Raw genomic sequence first — 25979 nt, forward strand, 5'->3', positions numbered from 1 at the left:
TCGCAGTAAACGAAGCGATGCCCGCCGTTACCACCGCCCCTCAATTGGACCCCGGCCTCCGCCGGGGTGGTGCGCTTTCCGAATGTCGCAGCAACGAATGCGAAGGGCCCGCATATGACAGTTCCGGGATACCCCGGGCAACTTCGTGCCCATACGAAGCTGGAGAACCGCGGGCGGGCTGGCTAGGCCCGCCACCCGGCGCCCCAATAAAGCACCACGTCAAGATCGCCCCACCCCGGCGGAGGCCGGGGCCCAATTGGAAAGGTCGTAGTAAACAAAGCGATGCCCGCCGTTACCACCGTTCCCAACTGGCCCCGGCCTTCGCCGGGATGGCCGCCTGAGCTTTCGATCCACCACTCCGTCATCCTGGGCTCGACCCAGGTTCCAGAGCCAAACAGCGCATCGTCCGTAGCTCTGGATACCAGCTTTCGCTGGGACAACGCAGGGATCATGCCCACGGTAGCCCAGTGAAATTGAATCGCCTCAGACCCGCCGTTCCGCAAGACGGAGGGCGGTCCCAGGCGAGACCGCCCAATCCTTCACCGACCCGGCCGCTTAACCTCCACCGCAGCCCCACGATAAACGACCGAAGCATCCCCCGCGCCATCAAGATCCAGCGGACGCCCAGCCGTCATCCACCGCACCCGCACCGTCCGGCTAGCCGGCATCGCCCTGTACCCCTGCCCTTCGCGAGCCCCGAGCGTCACCACCCCGGTCGCATCGTCATACGTCACCGGAATCCGGCTATACGCGCCGCCACGATACTGCTCGCTGGTCCCATCGTCCTCGTACAGCCCGAAGCTGCCGTTCGCGCCCGGATACACCGCCAACGTCAGCGGTGCGTCCGGCTTCTGGTCGACATATTGCGTGACCGGGCCCATCGGCACGATCGCGCCGGCCTTCACGAATAGCGGCATGCGTTCATACGGCGCCGCGACCGTCACGCTCTGTCCGCCGCGATACGCCTGACCGGTGTTGAAGTCGTACCAGACCGTCGCGCCCGGCAGATACACCGAGCGCGACCGCGCGCGATATTCGGTCACCGGCGCGACGAGGAAGCTGTCGCCGAACAGATATTCGTCGTTCACCTTCCGCGCCTGCACATCGTTCGGATAATCCATCACGAGGCCGCGCATGATGCTGCCGTCCTTGAACCACGTGTCCGCCGCGACCGTGTAGATATACGGCATCAGTCGGTAGCGAAGCTGGTCGTACCAGACCATCGAGTTCCGCATCGGCGAGCCTTCCGGCGAAATCTCGTAGATCTCGCGGTACGGGCTCTCGCCGTGGCTGCGGAACAGCGGGCTGAACGCACCGAACTGGAACCAGCGCAGGTTCAGCTCGCGCCACTCGTCGAGGTTCGCCGCGGTCGGCGTCTTGCTCGCATAGCGATCCTCCAGCGCGAACCCGCCGATATCGTGCGTCCAGTTGGGGATGCCCGACATCGAGATGTTCACGCCCGCCGAGATCTGCGCGCGCAGATCGTACCAGCGGCTCGCAACGTCGCCAGACCACACCGCGGCACCCTCGCGCTGCAACCCGCCGAACCCCGACCGCGTCAGGATGAACGGACGGACGTCCGGCTTGTACTGGCGCCAACCGTCATACACCGCGCCGACATGCACCAGCGGATAGCTGTTGAAATACTGCGCCGCCGGTCCCGCCGCGGTCGGACCCATGGTGGCGATCCGCTCGGGGATCGACAGGTTCGAGTGAATGTCGGGCTCGCTCGCATCGAGCCACCACGCGTCGGTACCGATCTTCGCCAAGCTGTCCTTGATCTGCCGCCAGTAGATCGTCCGCGCCTCGGGCGCATAGGGATCATAATCGGTGTTCAGATAGCCCGGCCCGACCCAATCCTTGTTCCCGTAATCGAGGTTGCCGCGATAGGTGTAGCCCTTCGCGGCCAGTTCCTTGTAGTTCTCCGTGGTCGGATAGAATTTCGGCCAGACCGAGATCATGAAGCGCGCGTTCATGTCGTGGATCTTGTCGATCATCTTCTGCGGCTCGGGGAAGCGCGCCTTGTCGAACGCATGGCTGCCCCACGCATTCTCCGGCCAGTAGAACCAGTCCTGGACGATGTTATCGAGCGGGATCTTCAGGTCGCGGTACTTTTTGACGACGTCAACGAACTCGTCCTGCGTATTGTAGCGCTGGCGCGACTGCCAGAAGCCATACGCCCATTTCGGCATCATCACGGCCTTGCCGGTGAGCGAACGATAGCCCGCGACGACCTCGTCCATGTCCTTGCCGGGCACATACCAATAATTGACCGACTTCGCGATATCGCTGGTGAACCACACCGAATGGCGATCGGGCGCCGCCAAGGGATTATTGTGGAGCAGCGCGATATAGCCCGCGTTGGGCTCCCACTCGATCCGCACCTTGACCTGCTTGCCCTTGGTCATCGGCAGGTCGAAATTCGCGTACCAGGGGTTCCAGTTCTGGCGCCAGCGGTTCAGCACCTCCTTGCCGTCCGCGAACACCTTGAAATAGCTCGAGCCGTAGAGCTGGAACTTGTGCACGCCGCTGACGTCCGGCGTCACGTCGCCGGTCCACACGACCTTTTGCGTCTCGACCGCATTGCCCGCGGTGTTCTGGCCACCGGTCGCAGCGACCGTCTGCGCCTTGGCGGCGGCGGGCCACCTCGCCTGATCCTTGATATACTGGTAGTTGATCGACGCTTCCTGCTGCGTCACCGCGAGCCGATCGCCGAGATAATATTGCGCGGTGAAGCCCGGCTTGCCTTCGCTCGTGACCTTAAGGCCGTCGGTGCCGACCAACGAATAAGGGCGCGGATTGCCGAAGCGGGTGATGCCGTCATTGTCCCACAACAGGCCGTAATTCTTCGTCGAGACGACGAACGGGACGGCGATATCCATGTTGTGCTGCGCGAGTTCGACGTCCTCGCCGTTGTAATCCATCTGCGCGTTCTGATGCTGGCCAAGGCCGTACAGCCCCTCGTCCGTCCCGCGGTTGAACTGCTGCGACGCGACGACGAACGGCTTCCCATCCGCACTCGTCTTGACGAACGCAGGCGCCGCGGCCTGATCGAGCACGACTTTCCCGGCCGCATCGAGGAACCGCACTCGGCCGGTCTTCAGATCGACCTCGGCGGTATCGCGCGCGGTCGCGACCAGAACGCGCTTGCCCTGCTGCGTGACCGTGTACTGACCCGCGATCGGCGGAGTCGGCACCATCAGGCTCGGCGCGGTCGTCGTACGCGTCGGGCTGGCGACGACATGGATGATCCCGTCACCATGCACCGTAACCTCGACCCAGCCCGCCGGGCCGCTCGACGGCACAACGCCGATCCCGCCCGTGATCTTCTCGAAACCGCCCTTGGCGACCTGTCCTTGCGCAAGTGCCGGGGTAAGTGCGCTGCCCGCGAGCAGCACCGCGAAACCGAAAGCCTTCATCATCGTCATCCCTTTGATATCGCCGAGCTTCGCGCTCGTTATTTGTAGCTGCCCATGGTCACCTTCAGGATGACCGGCGTGATGAGGTTGATCCCGTAATCGGTCTGGTCGCCGTTCCACACGCGGCTCATCACCCAGCGCCCGTCGACCACGCGTCCCTCTTCGACGCGGAATACCGAGCCGTTCTTGGGTCCACCCTTGGCAGTCCCGAAGTTCAGCCGGACATGATCGCCGACCACGAGGAACTCGTTCGGCGACAGATGCGCGACCGCGACACCGCCGACCGCTTCCTTCGCCCAGACGGGGGGCTCGGACTTGATCCAGGTCCAGTCCTTCTGCCCGAACTGCCACTCGCCATAGCTCGTGCCGATCGTCCAATCGCCCATCGTGATCGACTGAACCAGGGTCTGGCCCGCGCCATCTTCGGGCTTGGCCGCACCCCAGGTCGGATGTTCGAACGCGATCTTCGCCCAGTCGCGCGCCATCGTCGACAGTGCCGCGTATTTCAGCCCGATCGCATCGAGCGTCTCGTCGTCGAGCGCCTTCGCCCCCAGCGGGTAATTGAAATAGCCGGTGTCATCCATGCCGAACGGCGCATAGCCGATCGCGCCGCGCCCAAGCGCCGCCCAAAAGAACCGCGCGAACTCCTTCGCATTACCGATCTCGGGCACCATCAGTGCGTTATCCGGGCGCGCATACGCATCGAGGTACAGCGCGACGTGCCCCGCATCGCGGTCGTAGATATCAGGCGCCTGGAAATCGAGCGCAGGCGCCGCCGCCTTCCAGATATCCAGCACGTCCTGCTGCGGCCCCCCGCTCGCCACCCCAGTCGGGTCCGGCACGTTCGACGGCCCGGCGAGCGACGCGTTGACGTACATCGGCAACGGCTTGATCGCCTTCCCCGCCGCCGCGATCTCGTCGACGAAACGCGCGGTATGCCAGGTGTTGAATGCGCGATCCGCCTGCGCCCCGAACATCTGCGTCCAGCTTCCGCCCGGCTTCTTCAACGCCTTCGCCAGCTCGGCGGGCACGGGCTTTGCAAACACGGCATTGGCTTGAGCCCCATAATCGCGCGGCGAGCGATAGCTGCCGACCTCGTTCTCGGGCTGCACCATGATCACCGTGTTCTGCGGATCATGCACCTTGAGGTACTTCATCACCTCGACGAACGCGCGCTTGTCCGCCTCCAGCGTCGCGCGGAACATCGGCGAATGGACGTAATGATCCGTGCCGTCCTTCATCTTCATCCGCGGGAAGCGGCGGTTATCGGCCTTGAACCAGTCCGGCGTGTAGCCCGGCGACGTGTTCTTCCACGTCCCGAACCAGAGCAGCACGACGCGCTTGTCGTGCGCCCGCGCCTGATCGAGCAGCGTCTGCAGGAAGCTGAGGTCGAACTTGCCCTCGACCGCCTCGACCTGCTGCCAGGCGATCGGGATCTCCACCGTGTTCGCATGGATGCGGTCGAGCATCGGCCACACCTGCGGCAGTGCAGACGCGTAGTTGCTGCTGTTGTTGACCTGCGCGCCGAGCATCAGGAACGGCGCCCCATCGACCATCAGCGCATGACGGCCGCTCTTAATGACGATCCGCGGCGTATCGGTAGCGGTCTGCGCGGACGCGATGCCGGCAATCATCGATGCCGACAACGCCAGCCCGGCGAGCGCGCGTTTCATACGAACCATCATCAATCCTTCTTGGTGAAGACGGGTCCGCAGCGAATGCCCCCCGCCGATCGGTGCCGAGATACGCCTGGCCATGGGGCTACGCGTGGGAATGTCGTCACGTCCGACACGTCATCGCTGCCATCCGGTCCGAGACCGAACACAGGCGCGCTCGGCCCATCGGGGACGAGGATCGGTGATATCGGTACCACCCGAATCACGGCGCCGAGGCGGTCGCGTTGCGTTTCATCGATCATACCCCTCCCCGTCTCCCGCCACGCGTGTCTGTGTTGACCGCGAATGCCATTTGTAAGATTAATGGCGTGGTTTTACGGATCGTGCAAGTCGGTCGGCTGCCGGTCGGCGAAACCGCGTTGCGATTGGGGACTTGACGCTGCCGCTACGCAGCATACGGTACCGCTAACAAATCTGGAGGGGATTACATCGTGGAGATCGCATTCGCATCGGCTGGGGCCTTGCCCGCCGATTGGGAACAGGCGGCATTGCTCGGCCGAGTCGACCTGGGCGACGGCCCGACGCCGGTAATCGTTCGCGATGGTCGCGTGTATGACATGTCCGCCGTCGCACCGACGGTCGCCGACCTGATCGCTGGCGGGACTTTCGACACCGCTGCCGGCTCCGACCTCGGCTCCCTCGACGACCTGAAACTTTCACCGGCAGCCGACGCGAAAACGCGGCTGTTGAGCCCGATCGACCTCCACGTCGTCAAGGCATCGGGCGTCACCTTCGCGGTGTCCGCACTCGAACGCGTGATCGAAGAGCGCGCTCGCGGCGACGCCTCGGCAGCGACCGCAGTCCGCGCCCGCCTCGAAGAGCGCGTCGGCGGCAGCATCCGCTCGGTCGTGCCCGGCTCGCCCGAAGCCGCCGCGCTGAAGGCCGCGTTGATCGAAGACGGCATGTGGTCGCAATATCTCGAGGTCGCGATCGGCCCCGACGCGGAGATCTTCACCAAGAGCCCGACGCTGTCGACGATCGGCTGGGGTGGCGAGATTGGCATCCGCTCCGACTCCACCTGGAACAACCCCGAACCGGAAGTCGTGCTCGTCGTCGACAGCACCGGCAAGACGGTCGGCGCGGCGCTCGGCAACGACGTCAACCTGCGCGATTTCGAGGGGCGTTCGGCGCTCCTGCTCGGCAAGGCCAAGGACAACAACGCGTCCTGTTCGATCGGGCCGTTCATTCGATTGTTCGACGACACTTTCGGCATGGACGACGTCCGCGCCGCGCAGATCGCACTGACGATCGAAGGCGCTGACGGCTACCGCCTCGAAGGCAGCAGCTCGATGGACCAGATCAGCCGAGATCCCGAGGAACTCGTCCGCCAGGCGATGAGCGAACATCAATATCCCGACGGCTTCGTGCTGTTCCTCGGCACGCTGTTCGCACCGACGCAGGACCGCGACGAGCCCGGCCGCGGCTTCACCCACGCGGTCGGCGATGTCGTCACGATCTCGAACCCGAAGCTCGGCGCGCTCGTCAATCCGGTGACGACGTCGAAGGACGCGGCACCGTGGAATTACGGGATCGGCGACCTGATGCGGAACCTCGCGAGCCGGGGCCTGCTCGGGCATACCAAGAATCAAGGGGCGTAACGCGTGCTGCAGAAGACCGAAATGGCCGACCAGACGGCGATCTATCCAAGCCTGAAGGGCAAGCGCGTCCTCATTACCGGCGGCGCATCGGGGATCGGCGCCGGTCTGGTCGAGGCGTTCGCGCGTCAGGGTGCGCATGTCGCGTTCGTCGACATGGCCAAGGACGCCGCGGAGGCGCTGATCGAGACGCTGACGCCCGACGTCGCGACCGCGCCGATATTCCTGCCGCTCGACCTGCGCGACATTGACGCGCTGAAGGTCACGGTTGCGACGATCGAGGATCGTCTCGGCGGGATCGACGTGCTCGTCAACAATGCCGCGAACGACGATCGCCACACGATCGAGGAAATCACGCCCGCCTATTGGGACGAGCGGATGGCGACCAACCTGCGCCACCTGTTCTTCACGGGCCAGGCCGTGGTGCCGTCGATGAAGCGCGCCGGCGGCGGCGTGATCCTCAATTTCGGCTCGATCTCGTGGCATCTCGCGCTGCCCGAACTGCTTATATACCAGACCGCCAAGGCCGGCATCGAGGGCATGACCCGCGCGATGGCGCGCGATCTCGGCGGCGACGGCATCCGCGTCAACACGATCGTCCCCGGCAACGTCGAGACGCCGCGCCAGCTCAAATGGTACACGCCCGAAGGCGAGGCCGAGATCATCGGCGCGCAGTGCCTCAAGACCCGCGTCCAGCCCGCAGACGTCGCGGCGCTCGTGCTGTTTCTCGCGTCGGACGATGCGCGGATGTGCACCGGTCACGACTATTTCGTCGATGCCGGGTGGCGCTGAGATGAGCCACGAGGTTCCCGTCGAGAGCCCCGTCGAAATCAGGGCGGAAAGCATCTGCGATGTCGGCGCGACGCTTGGCGAGGGCCCGATCTGGATCGCGCGCGATGCAGCGCTCTGGTTCGTCGATATCAAGGCACCGTGCGTGCATCGATTCGATCCGGTGACGGGAGCGCTCGGCACCTGGGAGGCGCCAGACCAGATCGGCTGGATCATTCCGGCGGACGATGGCGGGTTTCTCGCGGGCGTCCGTGGTGCCCTTCACCGGTTCGATTCGGCGACCGGCGCATTCGACGAGATCGCGGTGGTCCACGCCGAGACTCCCGGGAATCGCCTCAACGATGCCGCGCGCGATCCCACCGGGCGCGTATGGTTCGGGACGATGGACAATGCCGAGTCTGAGGACACCGGCCACGTCTATCACTGGCATGACGGTGAACTGACCAAGACGGACATCCCGCCTGTCGCGATCACCAATGGTCCCGCGATCTCGCCCGACGGTCGGACGCTCTATGCGGTCGATACGCTCGGCAAGCGGATCGACGCCTACCCGATCGACGCGGCCGGTACGGTCGGCGAGCCACGCCCTTTCCTGACGATCGGCCCCGACGACGGTCATCCCGATGGCGCGATCTGCGACTCCGAAGGTGGCGTCTGGGTCGGGTTCTTCGGCGGTTGGGCGGCACGCCGGTTCGCGCCGGACGGCACCTGCACCGACATCGTCCGCTTCCCCGTCGCGAACATTACCAAGATCGCGCTCGGTGGCCCCGACGGTCGCACCGCCTATGCGACGACCGCGGCCAAGGGACTCGACGACGAAGCGCTCGCGGCCCAACCTCTGGCCGGAAACCTGTTCACGTTCCGCGTCGCCGTCCCCGGCGTACCGGTCGAACCGATTACCCTGTAATGAACCCCATTTTACGACAAACGTCGCCGTCAGAGCGCCGTCACGGAGAGGAAAACCAATGACTCTTGCGGCAGAATCCGCGCCCCAAGTGAACCGCGCCCTGATTGCGATGATTGTCATCGTCGCGACCATCGGCGGGTTTATGTTCGGCTATGACTCGGGCGTCATCAACGGCACGCAGGCAGGCCTCGAAAGCACCTTCGCACTGTCGTCGCTCGGCACCGGCTTCACCGTCGGCGCGATCCTGATCGGTTCGTCGGTCGGCGCGTTCATGGCCGGGCGGCTCGCCGACAATCTCGGCCGTCGCAACGTGATGATGATCGCCGCCGTGTTGTTCATCATCAGCGCACTCGGCGCAGGTGCCGCAACGTCCGCGACGATGTTCGTGCTCGCCCGCATCATCGGCGGCCTCGGCATCGGCGCCGCCAGCGTGCTCGCCCCGGTCTACATCTCCGAAGTCGTCCCCGCAAACGTTCGCGGCCGGCTTTCGAGCGTGCAGCAGATCATGATCATCACCGGCCTGACCGGCGCGTTCGTCGCCAACTGGTATCTAGCCCGCATCGCCGGTTCGTCGACCGCGTTGTTCTGGCTCGATTACCCGGCATGGCGCTGGATGTTCTGGATGCAGGTCATCCCGGCTGCCGTGTATCTCGCCACGCTGTTCCTGATCCCCGAAAGCCCGCGCTTCCTGGTCCTCAAGGGCCGGTACGACGAAGCACAGGTCGTTCTCACGCGCCTGTTCGGTGCCGCAGAGGCAACGCGCAAGGTCGCTGAGATCCGCGGCTCGCTGTCGGTCGACGCGCACCGCCCCAAGCTGTCGGACCTGATCGACAAGGCGAGCGGCAAGATCCGCCCGATCGTCTGGACCGGCATCGGCCTCGCGATCTTCCAGCAGTTCGTCGGCATCAACATCGTGTTCTATTACGGCTCGGTGCTGTGGCAGTCGGTCGGCTTCAGCGAGAGCGACTCGCTGCTCATCAACATCCTGTCGGGCTCGTTGTCGATCATCGCCTGCCTGCTCACCGTCGCACTCGTCGACAAGATCGGCCGCAAGCCGCTCCTGCTGATCGGTTCTGCGGGCATGACCGTTGCGCTGACGATCGTCGCGATCTGCTTTGCCAGCGGCGCGATCGTCGACGGTTCGCTGCGGCTGTCCGACCAGAACGGCCTGATCGCGCTGATCGCGGCCAATGCCTATGTCGTGTTCTTCAACCTGAGCTGGGGCCCGATCATGTGGGTGATGCTCGGCGAGATGTTCCCGACCCAGATCCGCGGTTCGGGTCTGGCAGTCGCCGGCTTCGCGCAGTGGTTCGCCAACTTCGCGATCTCGGTGAGCTTCCCGACGATGGCGATCTCGCTCGGCCTGTCGCTCACCTACGGCTTCTACGCCCTGTCCGCGTTCGTCTCGTTCTTCTTCGTCTGGAAGATGGTCTCGGAAACCCGCGGCCGCGAGTTGGAAGACATGGTAGGCTGATGCCTACCAGCGGACCGCGGCCCCGGCTCGCGGTCCGCTGGATAAGGGCAGCTCACCTCGGCAGCCCTTTAGGACGGTAGGACGGCCCAAAAGCCGCCTACCGCCTAAAATCACTACCCCGGCATAGTCGGGGCCCCAATTGGCAAGGCCGAAGTAACGGCGCGCCCCCCTCCGCCAGCAAACGTTCCCCACCTAAGACCTGGCCACCGCCGGGGAGGTGCGCGCAAGGCGACACCCCACCACGACTTAAGTGATGGTCGTAGACCGACGACATGTGGAGACCGGCGCGTGCCGGGTGGACGGGCAACAGGCCATGGCGAGCCTATCGAAAGGCTCAGCCTTGGTGGCCTTACACCGGATCACGATCGCTGAACGGACGAAAGGCGAGGCACCAGGCCCCGCCCCCCAAACGTCAGTGGTTATGCCGAGGCGTCTTCGCCGAAATCCCGCGATACTTCACCGCGAAGTCCAGCACGCCGCCTTCGGCCAACTGCCCGGTCTTCTCGCGGTAGAGTTCTTCCCAAGGGGTATTGCTCTCGGGCACCGGGGGCAGCCCCTCACCCTTGCGCCGCGCGATCTCGTCCGGCTCGACCAGCGCGTCGCAAGTCCCCGCGACCAGATCGATCCGGATCACGTCGCCCGTCCGGACCCACGACAGCCCACCGCCGACCGCGCTCTCAGGCGACACGTTCAGGATCGAAGGGCTGTCCGACGTCCCAGACTGCCGTCCATCGCCGAGCGTCGGCAGCGCCAGCACGCCGCGCTGGATCAGTGCGTCAGGTGGCTGCATGTTGACGACTTCCGCCGAGCCCGGCCAGCCGATCGGCCCCGCCCCGCGGATGACGAGGATACAGCCTTCGTCGATCTCCAGCGCAGGATCGTTGATCCGGTGATGATAATCGTCCGAGCCCTCGAACACGATCGCCCGCGCCTCGAACCGGTCTTCCGCGCCCGGCGCCGACAGATAGCGCGCGCGAAACGCCGCGGAGATCACCGAGGTCTTCATGATCCCGAAATCGAACAGGTTGCCCTTGAGCACCAGGAAGCCCGCACGCTCCATCATCGGCGCGTCGAACGGCTTGATCATCTCGCGGTCGCGCGTCTCGCGGCCCGCGATGTTCTCGCCGATCGACCGTCCCGTGACGGTCAGGCAAGACGTGTCGAGCTTCCCGCCCGCGATCAGCTCGTGCAACACCGCGGGAACGCCGCCGGCGCGGTGGAAGCGCTCGCCGAGATACTTGCCCGCCGGCTGCATGTTCACCAGCAACGGCAGGTCATAACCATGATCCGACCAGTCCTCCGGATACAGCGTCACGCCCGCGTGCTGCGCCATCGCCATGATATGCGGCTGAGCGTTGCTCGACCCACCGATCGCGCTGACCACACGGATCGCGTTCAGGAAGCTCTCGCGCGTAAGAATCTTGGACGGCCGCAGATCCTCATACGCCATCTCGACGATCCGCCGACCGGTCTCGTACGCCATCTGCCCGCGCTCGCGGTACGGCGCAGGAATCGCCGCGCACCCGGTCAGCGACAGCCCCAGAGCTTCGGCAACCGCGTTCATCGTCGACGCCGTGCCCATCGTGTTGCAATGCCCGGCCGACGGCGCGCTGTCGGTGGCGCGGTTGAGGAACTCCTCCTCGTCGATCTCGCCCGCGGCCAGCTTGCGCCGGCTACGCCAGATCACCGTCCCCGACCCGACCAGCTCGCCATCATGCCAGCCATCGAGCATCGGCCCGCCCGACAGCACGATCGCCGGAATATCGACGGTCGACGCCGCCATGATGCCCGACGGCGTGGTCTTGTCGCAGCCGGTGGTCAGAACGACCGCATCGATCGGATAGCCGTACAGCGTCTCGACCAGCCCCAGATACGCCAGGTTGCGATCGAGCGCCGCGGTCGGCCGCCGGCAATTCTCGAAGATCGGATGGACCGGAAACTCCATCGCGATGCCGCCGGCGTCGCGGATCCCGTCCCGCGTGCGTTTGGCAAGTTCGAGATGGATGCGGTTGCACGGCGAAAGGTCGCTGCCCGACTGCGCGATGCCGATGATCGGCCGGCCCGAGCGCAACTCCGCCGGGGTCAGCCCGTAATTCATGAAGCGTTCGAGATAGAGCGCGGTCATGTCCGACCGGGCGGGATCGGCGAACCAGTCGCGCGATCGAAACGGCTTCACCGGTACACGGTCCACTGCAAACTCTCCTGAACGCGGTCTATTGTCTTATGGGAGCGCTACCGCGACGATCGTCGGTCGGTCAAGCGCCTGCACTCTTATACATGAACGCGCGAGGGCGGTCGGCGGCGCGGCGCGGCGTCGGACTGACGACGCACCAGCGTATAATCGAGCACGACATGGCCGTTCGCATCCTGGCCGCCGCTGCGCCGATTGAAGATAGCCGACACGAGCAGCTCCACTGCCGCGCGCGACATGTCGGCGATCGGCTGGTGGATCGTGGTCAGTTCGGGCCAGATCGTCGTCGCCAGCGCGCTGTCGTCGAACCCGCACACCGTCAGGTCGCCCGGCACGTCGAGACCGCGGCGGTGCGCGACCGCGACGCTCGCCGCCGCCATGTCGTCGTTGCTCGCGAAGATCGCGGTGGGCGGGTCCTTGGCATCGAGCAGCTGTTCCGCACCGTCGAGACCCGAGCGATAGGTGAACAGGCCACCGACCACGAGCGACTCGTCGGGCGCCAGACCGGCATCGGCGATCGCCGCGAGATACCCCTCGTGACGCAGGCGACTGGCGGTCTGGTTCGGGTTGCCGATGATGAACCCGATCCGCGAATGGCCCAGTTTAACAAGATGTTCGGTCATCGCACGCGCCGCTTCGAAATCGTCGATCGTCACGGCGGCGGACCCGTCCGGCGGCGATCCGGTCGCCACGACGACGGTCGGCACGCCGGCCTCCGTCAGCACGTCGAGCACCGCGCGCGAATCGCATAGCGGCGGCGGCAGGATCACGCCGTCGATCCCGCTCTCGATCATGTGCCGCGCCACCTCGATCTCGTGGTCGCCGATGTCGCATTTCTCAACGATCAACTGCACGTCGCTGCGGCTCGCCTGTTCAAGGCTGCCGACCAGGAACTCGCTCAGATACGCCGCGCTCGGGTTGCTGTAGAGCAGGCCGATCCGCATCTGCCCGCCGCCGGCCAAGCTGCGCGCGGCCCGGTTGGGCGCATAACGCAACGTGTCGATCGCGGTATTGACCGCCTCGCGCGTCGCCTCCCGGACCTTGGCCTCGCCGTTGATGACTCGCGAAACGGTCATCGGTGAAACGCCTGCGAGAACCGCGACGTCGGAAATGGTGGGTGCGCCGCTTCTGCGGCCCGAAGTGTTGCGCGGCTTGCGCGTGGCGAGGCTCATGCTGCGCTTTTTAGCAGGTGATTGCGATTTTATCAGCATGCAATCGCAAATGCCGTGGTCGTATACTCAGAGAAGATCGGCTCAGGCCGGTTCGCACTTGCGTGTTATCGCTCCCAATATTAGTCTGACAACCGAGTTGCGCTGCCGTATGACGCGGATCGTCGGCCGGGCCTGCTCGGACATGCTCGGCATAACCATAAAGGGAAGGGAGAGGAACGCGTGCCACACGATCTGATCCGTCCTTTAACCCCGGGCCTCGGCGGCGATGTCATATTGCCGTCCGCGAACGGTGCTACGGTCTGGAACATGACCCGCATGCGCCCCACATTGGGTCACGGGCCCAGGAATGATAGCGCGACCTTGATGGCGCGCGCACATCCCAGCCGACGATTTCCCGACGCGCTGCCGTCCCGGCCTGCGCGTTCCTCGATTTGACTTGGAGAACTGACATGGACGGTACCTTCCCGATCGGCGCACGCGCCGTAGACAGCGACGTCACCTTCCTCGCGATCGATCCGTCGACCGACGCGAAGATCGAGCCCGCCTTCGCGGTATCGAGCGAGGCCGACGTCGCTGAGGCGTGCAAGCTCGCCGAAGCAGCGTTCGACACCTTCCGCGAGACCGACCCCGAGACCCGCGCGAAATTCATCGAGACGATCGCCGACGAGATCGAGGCGATCCACGATCCGCTCGTTGCCCGCGCCATTCAGGAGAGCGGCCTCCCCCGCCCGCGCCTCGAAGGCGAACGCGGTCGTACCACCGGTCAGCTCCGCCTGTTCGCCAAGCACCTCCGTCAGGGCACCTGGGCCTCGGTCGTCATCGACGAAGCACAGCCCGAGCGTAAACCCGCCCCCCGTCCCGACCTGCGCCAGCGCCGCATCGCGGTCGGCCCGGTCGCGGTGTTCGGCGCCTCGAACTTCCCGCTCGCCTTCTCGGTCGCTGGCGGCGACACCGCGTCGGCACTCGCCGCCGGTTGCCCGGTCGTGGTCAAGGGCCATCCCGCGCATCCCGGCACGTCGGTGATGGTCGGCAAGGCGATCCAGGCCGCGGTCGCCAAGTGCGGCCTGCCCGAGGGCGTGTTCTCGCTGGTCCAGGGTCCGGCGAACGAGCTCGGCGCGGCACTGGTCAAGGACGCACGCATCAAGGCGGTCGGCTTTACCGGTTCGCGCGGCGGTGGCCTCGCGCTGGTCGCACTGGCCGCGGCCCGTCCCGAGCCGATCCCGGTCTATGCCGAAATGAGCAGCGTCAATCCGGTACTCCTGTTCCCGGCCGCCCTCGCGGCGCGCGGCGAAGCGCTTGGCAAGGCCTATGTCGGTTCGCTGACGATGGGCTCGGGCCAGTTCTGCACGAACCCGGGCATCGTCATCGCCGTCGATGGTCCTGAGCTCGACGTTTTCGTCGAAGCCGCCGCTGCCGCACTGGGTGAGGCTGCTCCGCAGGTCATGCTGACCCCGGGCATCTACGCGAGCTACGACAAGGGCGTCGCGGCGCTTGCCGGTCACGACGCAGTCGAGACGGTCGCCCGCGGCACGGAGGCCGAGGGCGCAAACCGCGGTCGCGCGGCGCTGTTCTCGACCACCGGCAAGGCGTTCGTCGCCGATCCTGCACTGTCGCACGAAGTGTTCGGTGCAGCCTCGATCATCGTCCGCTGCGCCGATCTGGCCGAGGTCCGTCAGGTTCTCGAACAGGTCGAAGGCCAGCTGACGATCACGCTCCAGATCGACGAGGGTGACTATTCCGACGCAGCGGCACTCGTGCCCGTGCTCGAGCGCAAGGCCGGTCGCATCCTCGCGAACGGCTGGCCCACGGGCGTCGAAGTCGCACCGGCAATGGTACATGGCGGCCCCTTCCCCGCCACCTCGGACCCGCGCACGACCTCGGTCGGCACGGCGGCGATCGAGCGCTTCCTGCGCCCGGTCTGCTACCAGGACCTCCCCGACGCGCTGCTCCCCAAGGCCGTCAAGCACGACAACCCACTCGGCCTGCCACGCACCGAGGGCTGATCGACTCGGTGATTAAGATAGAGGGCGCTCCCGTATTCGTACGGCAGCGCCCTTTTCCTTGTTCTCCCGCAAAGGCAGGAGCCTAGCCTGGCCCCCGCCCCCGCGGAGAAACATGCTGAAGATCGTTTCCACCCCCGCCCCGCCCCCATACCACCCCAACACCACCCCGGCGAAGGCCGGGGCCCAGTTGGAAAGGCGGCAATAATGGGGGGGCAACGTTCCGTTAGCGACGTCATCCAATTGCGCCCGCCCTTTGCCGCGGTGGCGTACGTACGACACCCCCCTCCTTGTTCTCCCGCGAAGGCGGGAGCCCAGTCTGGATCCCCGCCTTCGCGGGGAAACATACTGGAGGTCGTTTCCACCCCCGCCCCGCCCCCACACCGCCCCCACACCACCCCGGCGAAGGCCGGGGCCCAATTGGAAAGGTGGCAATGATGGAGGCAAGCGCTCCATTAGCAACGTCACCCAATTGGGCCCCGGCCTCCGCCGGGGTGGGGCTGGGGTGGTGCCGGGATATGGCCGGATGCACGCCTCCATGCCTCCATACCCCCTCCCCCAACCACCCCAAATCATTGACACACGCGCGGCACATACCCACTAGTCCGGCATGACAACCCCTGGCTCGTCGCGCACCATTTCCCTGCCGTCCGATCTCGGCAGCTACATCGACGAATTGACCGACGGAGGGCATGGCGACGCCGCCGCCATCGTCCGCACCGCGCTCGAACAGATGCGTGACCGCGACTCCGCGTCGTCCGCGCCACCGGAAATCCTGGTCGGCGGTGGCGAATGTGGCTTGCTCGTCCGCCAGCGCGACTGGAGCGCGACATCGCTCGGCCCGATCGACTCCTGGCCCCCGGAACTCCGCGTTACGCTTGCCAATATTCTCCACTCACCCGTAGCCAAGGTCGTGATGTGGGGCCCGGAGCACATCATGCTCTACAACGACAGCTACCGCGCGGTGGCCGGCGATCGCCATCCCGCGGCACTCGGCAGCCCGGTCGCTACCGCGTTTCCCGAAGTCTGGAACTGGAACCGGGCCGTTCTCGAAGCCGGCCTGCGCGGCGAGACCGTGGCCTACCGCGACCAGCCGATCCTGTTCCAGCGTCCCGATGGCCCGGAAACGCTGACGCTCGACCTGTTCTACACGCCGGTCTACTGCGCCGGCGGTCCTACCGGCAGCATCGTCGGGGGCGTCCTCTGCACGATGGTCGACAATAGCGGTCGCGTCGAAGCCGAACACCGCCTCGCCGCCAGCGAAGCCGAACTGCGCCGCGTCACCGACGCCGTGCCGATGCTCATCGCGTACGTCGATCGCGACCACGTCTATCGTCTCGCCAACGCGCAATATGACGAATGGCTCGGCGTCGCGCCCGAGGCGATGATCGGCAAGCCCGTCCGTGAGGTGCTCGGCGAGGCGGTCTACCAGGATCGCCGCCCCTCGTTCGAGCGCGCGCTGGCCGGCGAGAGCTTCATCGCGCAGACCGTGTTCCCGCACCGCGACGGCCGCCCGCGACGTGCCGAATTCCGCTACGTGCCGCACACCGTGACGGACGGCTCGGTCGCCGGCATCTACGTGCTCGGCATCGACGTCGAGGAGCGCGCCGAACGCGAGGCGGCACTCGGCATCAGCAACGGCCGGTTCCGCACCGCGATGGATGCGGTGCACGGCGTACTCTGGACCAACAGCCCCGACGGCCGGATGGTCGGCGAACAGCCCGGCTGGACTGCGTTGACCGGCCAGTCGATCGACGAATACCAGAATTTCGGCTGGGCCGACGCGATCCATCCCGACGATGTCGCATCGACGATCAAGGCCTGGACCGCCGCCGTCCTGGGCAAGTCGATGTTCGTCTTCGAACACCGCGTCCGCCGGCATTGCGGCGCATGGCGCACCTTCGCCGTGCGCAGCCTGCCGATCTTCGACGCGGCGGGCGACATCGTCGAATGGGTCGGCGTCCATACCGACATCACGCACCAGCGCGCCGCCGAAGCAGCGCTCCGCGAGCAGGCCGAGGCGCTCGCCCGTCAGGTCCGCCACCGCGAGCGCGCCGAGGATCAGCTCCGCCAGCTCAACGAGACGCTGGAGGCGCGCGTCATCGCCGAGATCGGCGAACGCCGAGAGGCCGAGGCCAAGCTCGCCCAGTCGCAGAAGATGGAAACCGTCGGCAAGCTCACCGGCGGCGTCGCGCACGACTTCAACAACCTGCTCCAGGTCGTCTCGGGCAATCTTCAGCTGCTCGGCAAGAACCTCGCCGGCAACGAGCGTGCCGAGCGCTGGGTCGCCAACGCGATGGCCGGCGTCACGCGCGGGTCGAAACTCGCGTCGCAACTGCTCGCATTCGGACGTCGTCAGGCGCTCGAGCCGAAGGTCGTCAACGTCACGCGGTTCGTGCGCGGGATGGACGACATGCTCCGCCGCGCGATCGGCGAAGGCGTCGAGATCGAGACCGTGGTTGGCGGCGGCCTCTGGAACACCTTCATCGACCCTGCCCAGATCGAGAACGCGCTCCTGAACCTCGCGATAAACGCCCGCGATGCGATGGACGGCCAAGGTAAGCTGACGATCGAACTAGGCAATGCGCATCTCGACGACAGCTACGCACGCAGCCACGACGAGGTCGAGGCCGGGCAATATGTCCTGCTCGCGGTGTCCGACACCGGCAGCGGCATGAGCCCTGACATCATCGAGAAGGTGTTCGAACCGTTCTTCTCGACCAAGAGTGAGGGCAAGGGATCGGGCTTGGGCCTGTCGATGGTCTACGGCTTCGTCAAACAATCCGGCGGCCATGTGAAGATCTATTCGGAGGTCGGCGAAGGCACCACGATCAAGCTGTATCTGCCGCGCGCGATGGAGAGCGAGGATTTCGAAGTCGTAGCCGATGCCGGTCCGATTTGCGGCGGCACCGAGACCGTGCTGGTGGTCGAGGATGATGACGAAGTCCGCGCGACGGTCGTCGAGCTGCTGACCGACCTCGGCTACAGCGTGCTCAAGGCGGTCGATGCGGCCAGCGCGCTGAATGTGGTCGAGAGCGGCGTACCGATCGACATCCTGTTCACCGACGTGGTGATGCCCGGAACGCTGAAAAGCCCTGAGCTCGCGCGGAAAGCCAAGGAGCGGCTGCCGAACCTCGCGGTGCTGTTCACGTCCGGCTATACCGAAAATTCGATCGTCCACGGCGGCAAGCTCGATGCCGGGGTCGACCTGTTGTCGAAGCCGTATGCGCGTGAGGCGCTGGCGCGGAAATTCCGCGAAGTGCTGGCCAATAGGCAGCGGAACGACGCTCCCGCCGTCAAGATGGCGCGCGATGCGCGTATCGAGGCGGAGCGCCGGCTGGACGCGTCGGCACGGCGCACCGTACTGCTGGTCGAGGACGACGAGATGATCCGCGCGAACACCGCCGAGATGCTCCAAGGCAGCGGTTTCGTGGTGGTCGATGCGGCGAGCGCGGAGGACGCGATGACGGCGCTCCAGACCGTGCCGATCGACGCGCTGGTGACGGACATCAACCTGCCGGGGGTATCGGGCCCGGACTTCGCCCGCACCGCGCGCGCTCTCCGGCCTGGCGTCGGGATCGTTTTTGCGAGCGGTGACATTGGGTCGGTCCAGGGGGATACGGACGCGATCATGCTGGAGAAGCCGTACGGGCTGGATGCGCTGGCGGCGGCCGTGCTGGCATCGCTGGGGGAGACAGCGCTGGTGGAACCGCTTGCGGTGGACCGGGTGGACTCGGCGGAGTAGAGGCAGTCGCAACCGAACGATCCTCCCCCGCCAAGGGGAGGATCGTTGGAAGAACCACCTGTTTCCGCGAACATTCCTGAAGCGAAGCTTAGCGCTGCGGCAAAGCCGCGCCGTCGGACGGTGCTTTTGGCCCCGCCGGCCGAGCCTGCCGCGGGTCCGCGCCGGAGCTTTCGCTCCGGCTTGGGCGTCAGGCCGCGAACTGGTTCATTGTGTTGTGCGCTCCCCCGGCCTTCAACGCAGCCTCACCCGCAAAATACTCCTTATGGTCATCGCCAAGATCGGAGCCGGACATGTTCTGGTGCTTCACGCAGGCGATCCCCTCGCGGATTTCCTTCCGCTGGACGCCCTTCACATAACCGAGCATCCCCGCGTCGCCGAAATACTCCTTGGCAAGGTTGTCGGTTGAAAGCGCCGCCGTGTGATACGTCGGCAGCGTGATCAAATGGTGGAAGATCCCCGCGCGCTTTGCCGAATCCGCCTGGAAGGTCCGGATGCGTTCGTCGGCCTCGTCGGCAAGCGTCGTGCCATCATAATCAACACTCATCAAACGCGCGCGATCATAGGCCGAGAGGTCTTCACCCGCCGCCGACCATGCATCGAACACCTGCTGGCGGAAGTTCAGCGTCCAGTTGAACGATGGAGAATTGTTGTAGACGAGCTTGGCGTTCGGAACGACCTTGCGGATGCGGTCGACCATGCCGGCGATCTGCTCGATATGCGGCTTCTCGGTCTCGATCCACAGCAGGTCCGCGCCGTTCTGTAGCGAAGCGATGCAATCCATCACGCAGCGATCCTCGCCGGTTCCCGAACGGAACTGGAACAGGTTCGACGGCAGGCGCTTCGGACGGAGCAGCTTGCCGCCGCGGTTGAGAATGACGTCGCCGTTCTGCGCGGTCGCCGGGTCGATCTCCTCGCAGTCGAGGTACGAGTTATACTGGTCGCCGAGATCGCCCGCCGTTTTGCTGACCGCGATCTGCTTGGTGAGCCCGGCGCCGAGCGAGTCGGTGCGCGTGACGATGATGCCGTCTTCGACGCCAAGTTCGAGGAACGCGTAACGGCACGCGCGGACCTTCGCGAGGAAGTCCTCGTGCGGCACGGTGACCTTGCCGTCCTGGTGGCCGCACTGCTTTTCGTCGCTGACCTGGTTCTCGATCTGGAGGGCGCAGGCCCCCGCCTCGATCATCTTCCGCGCGAGCAGGTACGTCGCCTCCGCGTTGCCGAAGCCCGCATCGATGTCGGCGATGATGGGCACGACGTGCGTCTGATGGTTCTCGATCGCGTTCACCAGGCGCTGTTCCTCGATCGCGTTGCCCGATGTGCGCGCGGTGTCGACATCGCGGAACATCATGCCGAGTTCACGCGCATCGGCCTGGCGAAGGAACGTGTAGAGTTCCTCGATCAACGCAGGCACGCTGGTCTTCTCGTGCATCGACTGGTCCGGCAGCGGGCCGAATTCGCTCCGCATCGCCGCGACCATCCAGCCCGACAAATAGAGATACCGGCGATCAGTCGTGCCGAAGTGCTTCTTGATGCTGATCATCTTCTGCTGCGCGATGAACCCGTGCCAGCAACCGAGCGACTGCGTGTAGTGCGCAGGATCCGCGTCATAGGCGGCCATGTCCCTGCGCATAATCGCCGCAGTATAGCGTGCGATGTCGAGCCCAGTGGTGAACCGGTTCTGGAGCCGCATGCGCGCGACGGACTCGGGCGAGATCGCGTCCCACGTACCGTTTTGGTCGGCGATAAGGTTGGTCAACTGGGCGATGTGGGTCTGGTAGGTCATGGGCGATCCTCGTCTGCTGCGACGATCCTGCTGTAGGGATGTTTACATCGATCATTGCCGCAAACGTCCCGAAATTGGCGTGCGCGTGTAATGAGCTATGACTTCGAGATGTGAGGTTGTAAACTTCGTGACACAGCGGAAATTTACGCCCGAGCTAATGTCCTGATCGATATCAATTCTGGGAAATTCAAAACCAAAGGCGGGGAACATAGGTCTTCGGACACTGTTGGAATGACTTCGCAGCCAGGAGACGATCATGACTGAAAGCGATCCAAGAGATGATGCCCCGCTAAGCACGTCGAAGCGCCACGACGCCGTCACGGACGCGACGCAGGACTTGCCGGACGGCAAGGGCAGCAGCATCGTTGCCCGAGCGGTTACGATCAATCGCCCGGTTGGTGAACTGTTCGCCTATTTCCGGGACTTCGCGAACCTTCCGACTTTCATGGAGAATGTCGAGCGCATCGAAGTCCTCGATCAGCGGCGCTCGCACTGGGTGGTCAAGGGCCCCGCCGGCAAGTCCTATGAATGGACGTCAGCCATTACGGACGAAGTGTCGGACCGGGTGATCGCATGGTCGTCCGAAGACGGCGCAGACGTCCCCAACAGCGGTCGCGTCGAATTCCGCGATGCCGGCGCACGCGGCACGGTCGTGACCGCGACGATCTTGTACGATCCGCCGGGCGGCGTGATCGGCAAGCTGATCGCCAAGATGTTCCAGCGGGAACCCGCAATCCAGGCGCGCCGCGACCTGCGCCGTTTCAAGCAATTGATGGAAACCGGCGAGATCGCGACCGCCGCGATGAACCGCAAGCAGCATGAAGAGGAACTCGCCTGATGCGCGCTCTGGCATGGCACGGTAAGCACGACGTCCGCGTCGATACCGTCGACGATCCCGAAATCGTCAATCAACGCGACTGCATCATCAAGGTCACTGCGACCGCGATCTGCGGATCTGACCTGCATCTGTACGACGGCTATATCCCGACGATGCAGGCCGGCGACATCCTGGGCCACGAGTTCATGGGCGAAGTCGTCGAAGTCGGCGCCAAGTCGACGCTGAAGAAGGGCCAGAAGGTCGTCGTCCCGTTCACGATCGCGTGCGGCAGTTGCTACCATTGCGGCAAGCATCAGTACTCGGCGTGCGACAACGGGCTGCCTGCCGACAACCAGGACATCGCGCAGGAAATCTACGGACAGCCGATGTCCGGCTTGTTCGGCTACAGCCATATGACCGGTGGCTATGCTGGCGGTCAGGCGGAATATGTCCGCGTGCCGTTCAGCGACGTCGGGCCGATCGTCATTCCCGACGGCGTCGACGACGAGAAGGTGCTGTTCCTGTCGGACATCCTGCCGACCGGCTGGATGGCGACAGAGAATGCACAGATCGAGCCGGGCGACACGGTTGCGGTCTGGGGCTGCGGTCCGGTCGGGCTGTTCGCGGTGCAGTCGGCATTCCTGATGGGTGCCGAACGCGTCATCGCAATCGACCATTTCCCGCACCGGCTGGAGCTTGCCAAGAAGTTCGGCGCCGAGACGATCAACTACGAGGAAAGCGCGGTCTACGAGGCGCTGATGGTGATGACCGGCGGGATCGGTCCTGATGCGGTGATCGACAGCGTCGGTCTAGAGGCGCACGGTTTCTTCGTCGACAACGTGATCGACCAGATCAAGGCGTCGACCTTCCTCGGCACCGATCGGACGCATTCGATCCGTCAGGCGATCATCGCGTGTCGCAAGGGCGGACGGGTGTCGATGCCCGCGGTCTATGGCGGGTTCGTCGACAAGTTCCCGCTCGGCGCCTTCATGGAGAAGGGTCTGACGCTCAAGACCGGCCAGACCCACGTCCAGCATTACATGCCCGCGCTGCTCAACGCGATCATGGAGGGCAAGATCGACACCACCTTCCTGATCTCGCACCGCATGGACCTGGAGGACGCACCCAAGGGCTACGACATGTTCAAGAACAACCAGAACGAAGTGACGAAGGTCGTGCTGAAGCCCGGCTTCAACTGAGGATATCTGACAATGGCTGATAAATTCGCAATCATCACCGGTGCCTCGACGGGTATCGGCTTCGAACTCGCCACGCTTGCTGCAAAGGATGGCTACGACATTCTGGTCGTGGCGGACGAAGCCTTGATCGAAGCGGCGGCGCGGGACTTCAAGCAGTTCGGCACCGACGTACAGGCGGTCCAGGCCGACCTCTCGACGATCGAAGGTGTTGACCAACTGCTAGCGGCAACGAACGGCCGGACTATCGATCTAGTCTGCGCCAATGCCGGACGTGGGCTCGGCAAGGCATTCCTGGATCAGGACCTCGCGGAATGGCGCAAGGTGGTCGACACCAACGTCGTCGGTACGGCATATCTGTTGCAGAAAATCCTGCCGCCGATGATCGCCCGGAACGCGGGCAAGGTACTCGTGACCGGATCGATCGCAGGGTACATCCCCGGTGCGTTCCAGGCGGTCTACAACGGCACGAAGAGCTTCGTCGACAGCTTCGTCGCGGCGATCCAGAACGAGATCAAGGATGCGGACGGCGTCACGCTGACCAACCTGATGCCCGGCCCGGTCGATACCGAGTTCTTCGACCGCGCGCACATGATGGACACCGATGTCGGCACCGATCCGAAGAAGAGCGACCCCGCCGATGTGGCGAAAGACGGCTGGGAAGCGCTGATGTCCGGCAAGGCAGCGGTCGTATCCGGCTGGAAGAACAAGATCCAGTCGTCGATCGCCAACGTCACGCCCAACGCCGTGCTCGCCGAGATGCACCGCAAGATGGCCGAACCCGGCACTGCGAACGATTAAACGATAGCTTCAACAGGAGAGAAAACCATGACACGATTTCTGACCGCCGCCGCGCTGATCGCACTGCCGATCGCCGCCGTTTCGGCTCAAGCACCGATGCCCGCGTCGACCTATGTGATGAAGGCCGGCGCCGGCGACCTCTATGAGAAGACGTCGAGCCAGATCCTGCTCGAGACGACCACCAATCCGAAGCTCAAGAGCTTCGCGCAGATGATGATCGCCGATCACACGAAGAGCATCGAAGACGTGAAGGCAGCGGCGATGGCGGCGAACGTAAAGGTCGCACCGCCGAAGCTCGATCCGATGGGGGCCAAGAACGTCGCAGCGCTTCGTGCTGCGAAAGGTACGGCGCGCGATCGGCTGTACGTGACGCAGCAGAAGGCAGCACACGCCAAGGCACTGACGTTGCAGCAGGGCTATGCGGCCAACGGCACCGTACCGGGCTTGAAGACGGTTGCGGCCGGGATCGTGCCGGTCGTTCAGACGCACATCACCGAACTGCAGACGATGTAATCGCACGCGGTTCGATTTGATTGTCAGATACAGACGGCGCCTGCCTCAAAAAGCAGGCGCCGTTCTGCATTCGAGACGCCTATCAGTCTGGAAAGCTATCCCCTCCCCCGCTAGGTCTGAGCGCATGGAAACCGATATCGCCATCGCTCGCAGCGTCGCCCTGCGCCCTATCGCCGCCATCGCGGACAGCCTGCACATTCCCGACGAGGCAATCGAGCCTTACGGGCGGTACAAGGCGAAGATCTCGCTCGAATGGCTGAACGCGCGCAAGTCTTCGGCGAACGGTAAGCTCATCCTCGTCACCGCGGTCAATCCGACGCCGGCCGGCGAAGGCAAGACCACCACCTCGATCGGCCTCGCGGACGCGCTGCGCCATACCGGGCGCAAGGCGGTGCTGGCGTTACGCGAACCCTCGCTTGGACCCTGCTTCGGCACCAAGGGCGGCGCGACCGGCGGCGGTCGCGCGCAGGTCGCGCCGATGGAGGACATCAACCTCCACTTCACCGGCGATTTCCACGCGATCACGACCGCGCACAACCTGCTGGCGGCGATGATCGACAACCACATTCACTGGGGCAACGCACTCCAGATCGACGTGCGCCGCGTGGTCTGGCGGCGCGTGCTCGACATGAACGACCGGGCGCTACGGGATATCGTCCAGTCGATCGGTGGCGTTGCCAACGGCTATCCGCGCGAGTCCGGCTTCGACATTACCGTCGCGTCGGAGGTGATGGCGATCCTGTGCCTCGCCGACGGGCTCGCCGACATGGAGCGACGGTTGGGCGATATCGTCGTTGCCTACACACGTGACCGCACGCCGATCACCGCACGCGACCTCAAGGCCGATGGCGCAATGGCCGTACTGCTGGCGGAGGCCATCAAGCCGAACTTGGTCCAGTCGCTGGAAGGCACGCCCGCATTCCTGCACGGCGGGCCGTTCGCCAATATCGCACATGGCTGCAACTCGGTGATCGCAACGCGCGCAGCCCTGTCGCTTGGGGATTACGTCGTGACCGAGGCGGGCTTCGGCGCGGACCTCGGCGCGGAGAAGTTCTTCGACATCAAATGCCGTCAGGCGGGGCTTGCTCCCGACGCGGTGGTGATCGTGGCGACGGCACGCGCGCTGAAGATGAACGGTGGCGTCGCCAAGGCTGATCTGGGGCGCGAAGACGTCGACGCCGTGCGCCGCGGCGCGGTCAATCTCGTCCGGCATATCGAGAACATCCGCCAGTTCGGCGTGCCCGCGGTCGTCGCGATCAACCATTTCTACACCGACAGCGACGCGGAAATCGCCGCGATCGTCGAAGCGGCGGCGCAGCATGGTTCGCGCGCGATTCTTTGTCGGCATTGGGCGGAGGGCGGCGCAGGTGCGGTCGAACTGGCCGATGCGGTTGCCGAACTGTGCGACACGCATGGTGGCGGGTTCGCGCCGATCTACGGCGACGAGCTGTCGCTGTTCGACAAGATCGACACCGTCGCGCGCCGCATCTACCGCGCCGAGCACGCCGTCGCCGACCCGAGCGTGCTGGCGCAGTTGAAGCGTTGGGAGGATGCGGGATACGGCCATCTGCCAGTCTGCCTCGCGAAGACTCAGTATAGCTTCTCAACGGACCCCGCCCTGCTCGGCGCGCCGACCGGACACATCGTACCGGTACGCGAAGTCCGCCTCGCGGCCGGGGCCGGCTTTGTGGTGGCGATCTGCGGAGAGATCATGACGATGCCGGGCCTTCCCGGCGTTCCAGCCGCCGAGGCAATCCGGCTGAATGATGCAGGGCTGATCGAAGGCCTCTTCTAGGAACCTACAATCCTCCCCCGCCAGGGGGAGGTGGCTGACACTTGCCAGACGGAGGGGAGGCACGCGAAACGCTGGTCCCGTGTCCTCCCCCTCCGTCACCTTTGGT

At 65.0% G+C, this 25979-nt stretch carries 17 protein-coding genes; 12 read left to right on the plus strand and 5 right to left on the minus strand.

Going from position 1 to position 25979, the window contains the following annotated elements; genetic code table 11:
* Window positions 1-539: 539 nt before the first annotated feature.
* A complete protein-coding gene (locus U1708_RS10085; RefSeq protein ID WP_332745263.1) occupies window positions 540-3419 on the minus strand; it encodes a TIM-barrel domain-containing protein in 2880 nt (959 codons plus the stop codon).
* Between the two features lie 38 nt (window positions 3420-3457).
* Window positions 3458-5092 (minus strand): DUF5597 domain-containing protein, encoded by a 1635-nt coding sequence (locus U1708_RS10090; protein ID WP_443030040.1) that lies wholly within the window; start codon window positions 5090-5092, stop codon window positions 3458-3460.
* A 431-nt stretch (window positions 5093-5523) separates the two neighbouring features.
* Between U1708_RS10090 and U1708_RS10095 the strand changes: the two genes are divergently transcribed.
* Genes U1708_RS10095 through U1708_RS10110 form a run of 4 tightly spaced genes read left to right on the plus strand, consistent with a single transcriptional unit; the run spans window position 5524 to window position 9860 of the window.
* Window positions 5524-6693: a fumarylacetoacetate hydrolase family protein gene (locus U1708_RS10095; RefSeq protein ID WP_443030041.1), complete on the plus strand. Its 1170-nt coding sequence runs from the start codon at window positions 5524-5526 to the stop codon at window positions 6691-6693.
* Window positions 6694-6714: 21 nt separating this feature from the next.
* Window positions 6715-7482, plus strand: a complete 768-nt coding sequence (gene xylB, locus U1708_RS10100) for a D-xylose 1-dehydrogenase (protein ID WP_332745722.1) — start codon at window positions 6715-6717, stop codon at window positions 7480-7482.
* Between the two features lies 1 nt (window position 7483).
* On the plus strand, window positions 7484-8386 hold the full coding sequence (locus U1708_RS10105; protein ID WP_332745265.1) for an SMP-30/gluconolactonase/LRE family protein: 903 nt from the start codon (window positions 7484-7486) through the stop codon (window positions 8384-8386).
* A gap of 58 nt (window positions 8387-8444) precedes the next feature.
* Window positions 8445-9860, plus strand: coding sequence for a sugar porter family MFS transporter (locus U1708_RS10110; RefSeq protein ID WP_332745266.1), 1416 nt, complete (start codon window positions 8445-8447; stop codon window positions 9858-9860).
* A 412-nt stretch (window positions 9861-10272) separates the two neighbouring features.
* Here the strand turns inward: U1708_RS10110 and U1708_RS10115 are convergent, their stop codons facing one another.
* A complete protein-coding gene (locus U1708_RS10115; RefSeq protein ID WP_332745268.1) occupies window positions 10273-12051 on the minus strand; it encodes an IlvD/Edd family dehydratase in 1779 nt (592 codons plus the stop codon).
* 80 nt (window positions 12052-12131) lie between these two features.
* A complete protein-coding gene (locus tag U1708_RS10120) occupies window positions 12132-13223 on the minus strand; it encodes a LacI family DNA-binding transcriptional regulator (protein ID WP_307085795.1) in 1092 nt (363 codons plus the stop codon).
* On the opposite strand from U1708_RS10120, the gene U1708_RS10125 reads away from it, so the two are divergent.
* From U1708_RS10125 to U1708_RS10135, 3 genes are all read left to right on the plus strand, one after another.
* Window positions 13108-13458, plus strand: coding sequence for a hypothetical protein (locus U1708_RS10125; RefSeq protein ID WP_332745272.1), 351 nt, complete (start codon window positions 13108-13110; stop codon window positions 13456-13458). The genes U1708_RS10120 and U1708_RS10125 overlap by 116 nt on opposite strands.
* 214 nt (window positions 13459-13672) lie before the next feature.
* Complete coding sequence (locus U1708_RS10130; protein WP_332745273.1) at window positions 13673-15226, plus strand: aldehyde dehydrogenase (NADP(+)); 1554 nt, start codon at window positions 13673-13675, stop codon at window positions 15224-15226.
* A gap of 607 nt (window positions 15227-15833) precedes the next feature.
* The gene (locus tag U1708_RS10135) at window positions 15834-18968 is read left to right on the plus strand and encodes a PAS domain-containing protein (protein WP_332745275.1); all 3135 of its coding nucleotides are present in this window, start codon (window positions 15834-15836) and stop codon (window positions 18966-18968) included.
* Window positions 18969-19155: 187 nt separating this feature from the next.
* Here U1708_RS10135 and U1708_RS10140 read toward each other — a convergent pair whose 3' ends face one another.
* Window positions 19156-20751, minus strand: a complete 1596-nt coding sequence (locus U1708_RS10140; protein WP_332745277.1) for an isocitrate lyase — start codon at window positions 20749-20751, stop codon at window positions 19156-19158.
* 256 nt (window positions 20752-21007) lie between these two features.
* On the opposite strand from U1708_RS10140, the gene U1708_RS10145 reads away from it, so the two are divergent.
* The 5 genes from U1708_RS10145 (at window position 21008) to U1708_RS10165 (ending at window position 25873) form a co-directional block, all read left to right on the plus strand.
* Window positions 21008-21589, plus strand: coding sequence for an SRPBCC family protein (locus tag U1708_RS10145; protein WP_332745278.1), 582 nt, complete (start codon window positions 21008-21010; stop codon window positions 21587-21589).
* Entirely contained in the window at window positions 21589-22767 is a 1179-nt protein-coding gene (locus U1708_RS10150) for a zinc-dependent alcohol dehydrogenase (RefSeq protein WP_332745279.1), read from the plus strand. The genes U1708_RS10145 and U1708_RS10150 overlap by 1 nt, the downstream gene beginning before the upstream one ends.
* Before the next feature lie 12 nt (window positions 22768-22779).
* Window positions 22780-23565 carry an SDR family NAD(P)-dependent oxidoreductase gene (locus U1708_RS10155; RefSeq protein WP_332745280.1) on the plus strand — a complete coding sequence of 262 codons (786 nt, stop codon included), beginning with the start codon at window positions 22780-22782 and terminating at the stop codon, window positions 23563-23565.
* Between the two features lie 27 nt (window positions 23566-23592).
* On the plus strand, window positions 23593-24078 hold the full coding sequence (locus U1708_RS10160) for a DUF4142 domain-containing protein (protein ID WP_332745281.1): 486 nt from the start codon (window positions 23593-23595) through the stop codon (window positions 24076-24078).
* 124 nt (window positions 24079-24202) lie between these two features.
* Window positions 24203-25873 (plus strand): formate--tetrahydrofolate ligase, encoded by a 1671-nt coding sequence (locus U1708_RS10165; protein ID WP_332745283.1) that lies wholly within the window; start codon window positions 24203-24205, stop codon window positions 25871-25873.
* Window positions 25874-25979 lie beyond the last annotated feature (106 nt).

The sequence above is a fragment of the Sphingomonas arabinosi genome (assembly GCF_036663715.1).
GTDB lineage: Bacteria > Pseudomonadota > Alphaproteobacteria > Sphingomonadales > Sphingomonadaceae > Sphingomonas.

Excerpts from the sequence above, each read along its gene's own strand:
- U1708_RS10085 (WP_332745263.1), bottom strand. The coding sequence starts at position 3,419 with ATGAAGGCTTTCGGTTTCGCGGTGCTGCTCGCGGGCAGCGCACTTACC.
- U1708_RS10090 (WP_443030040.1), bottom strand. The coding sequence starts at position 5,092 with ATGAAACGCGCGCTCGCCGGGCTGGCGTTGTCGGCATCGATGATTGCC.
- xylB (WP_332745722.1), top strand. The coding sequence starts at position 6,715 with ATGGCCGACCAGACGGCGATCTATCCAAGCCTGAAGGGCAAGCGCGTC.
- U1708_RS10105 (WP_332745265.1), top strand. The coding sequence starts at position 7,484 with ATGAGCCACGAGGTTCCCGTCGAGAGCCCCGTCGAAATCAGGGCGGAA.
- U1708_RS10110 (WP_332745266.1), top strand. The coding sequence starts at position 8,445 with ATGACTCTTGCGGCAGAATCCGCGCCCCAAGTGAACCGCGCCCTGATT.
- U1708_RS10125 (WP_332745272.1), top strand. The coding sequence starts at position 13,108 with ATGACTCGCGAAACGGTCATCGGTGAAACGCCTGCGAGAACCGCGACG.
- U1708_RS10120 (WP_307085795.1), bottom strand. The coding sequence starts at position 13,223 with ATGAGCCTCGCCACGCGCAAGCCGCGCAACACTTCGGGCCGCAGAAGC.
- U1708_RS10130 (WP_332745273.1), top strand. The coding sequence starts at position 13,673 with ATGGACGGTACCTTCCCGATCGGCGCACGCGCCGTAGACAGCGACGTC.
- U1708_RS10135 (WP_332745275.1), top strand. The coding sequence starts at position 15,834 with ATGACAACCCCTGGCTCGTCGCGCACCATTTCCCTGCCGTCCGATCTC.
- U1708_RS10140 (WP_332745277.1), bottom strand. The coding sequence starts at position 20,751 with ATGACCTACCAGACCCACATCGCCCAGTTGACCAACCTTATCGCCGAC.
- U1708_RS10145 (WP_332745278.1), top strand. The coding sequence starts at position 21,008 with ATGACTGAAAGCGATCCAAGAGATGATGCCCCGCTAAGCACGTCGAAG.
- U1708_RS10150 (WP_332745279.1), top strand. The coding sequence starts at position 21,589 with ATGCGCGCTCTGGCATGGCACGGTAAGCACGACGTCCGCGTCGATACC.
- U1708_RS10155 (WP_332745280.1), top strand. The coding sequence starts at position 22,780 with ATGGCTGATAAATTCGCAATCATCACCGGTGCCTCGACGGGTATCGGC.
- U1708_RS10160 (WP_332745281.1), top strand. The coding sequence starts at position 23,593 with ATGACACGATTTCTGACCGCCGCCGCGCTGATCGCACTGCCGATCGCC.
- U1708_RS10165 (WP_332745283.1), top strand. The coding sequence starts at position 24,203 with ATGGAAACCGATATCGCCATCGCTCGCAGCGTCGCCCTGCGCCCTATC.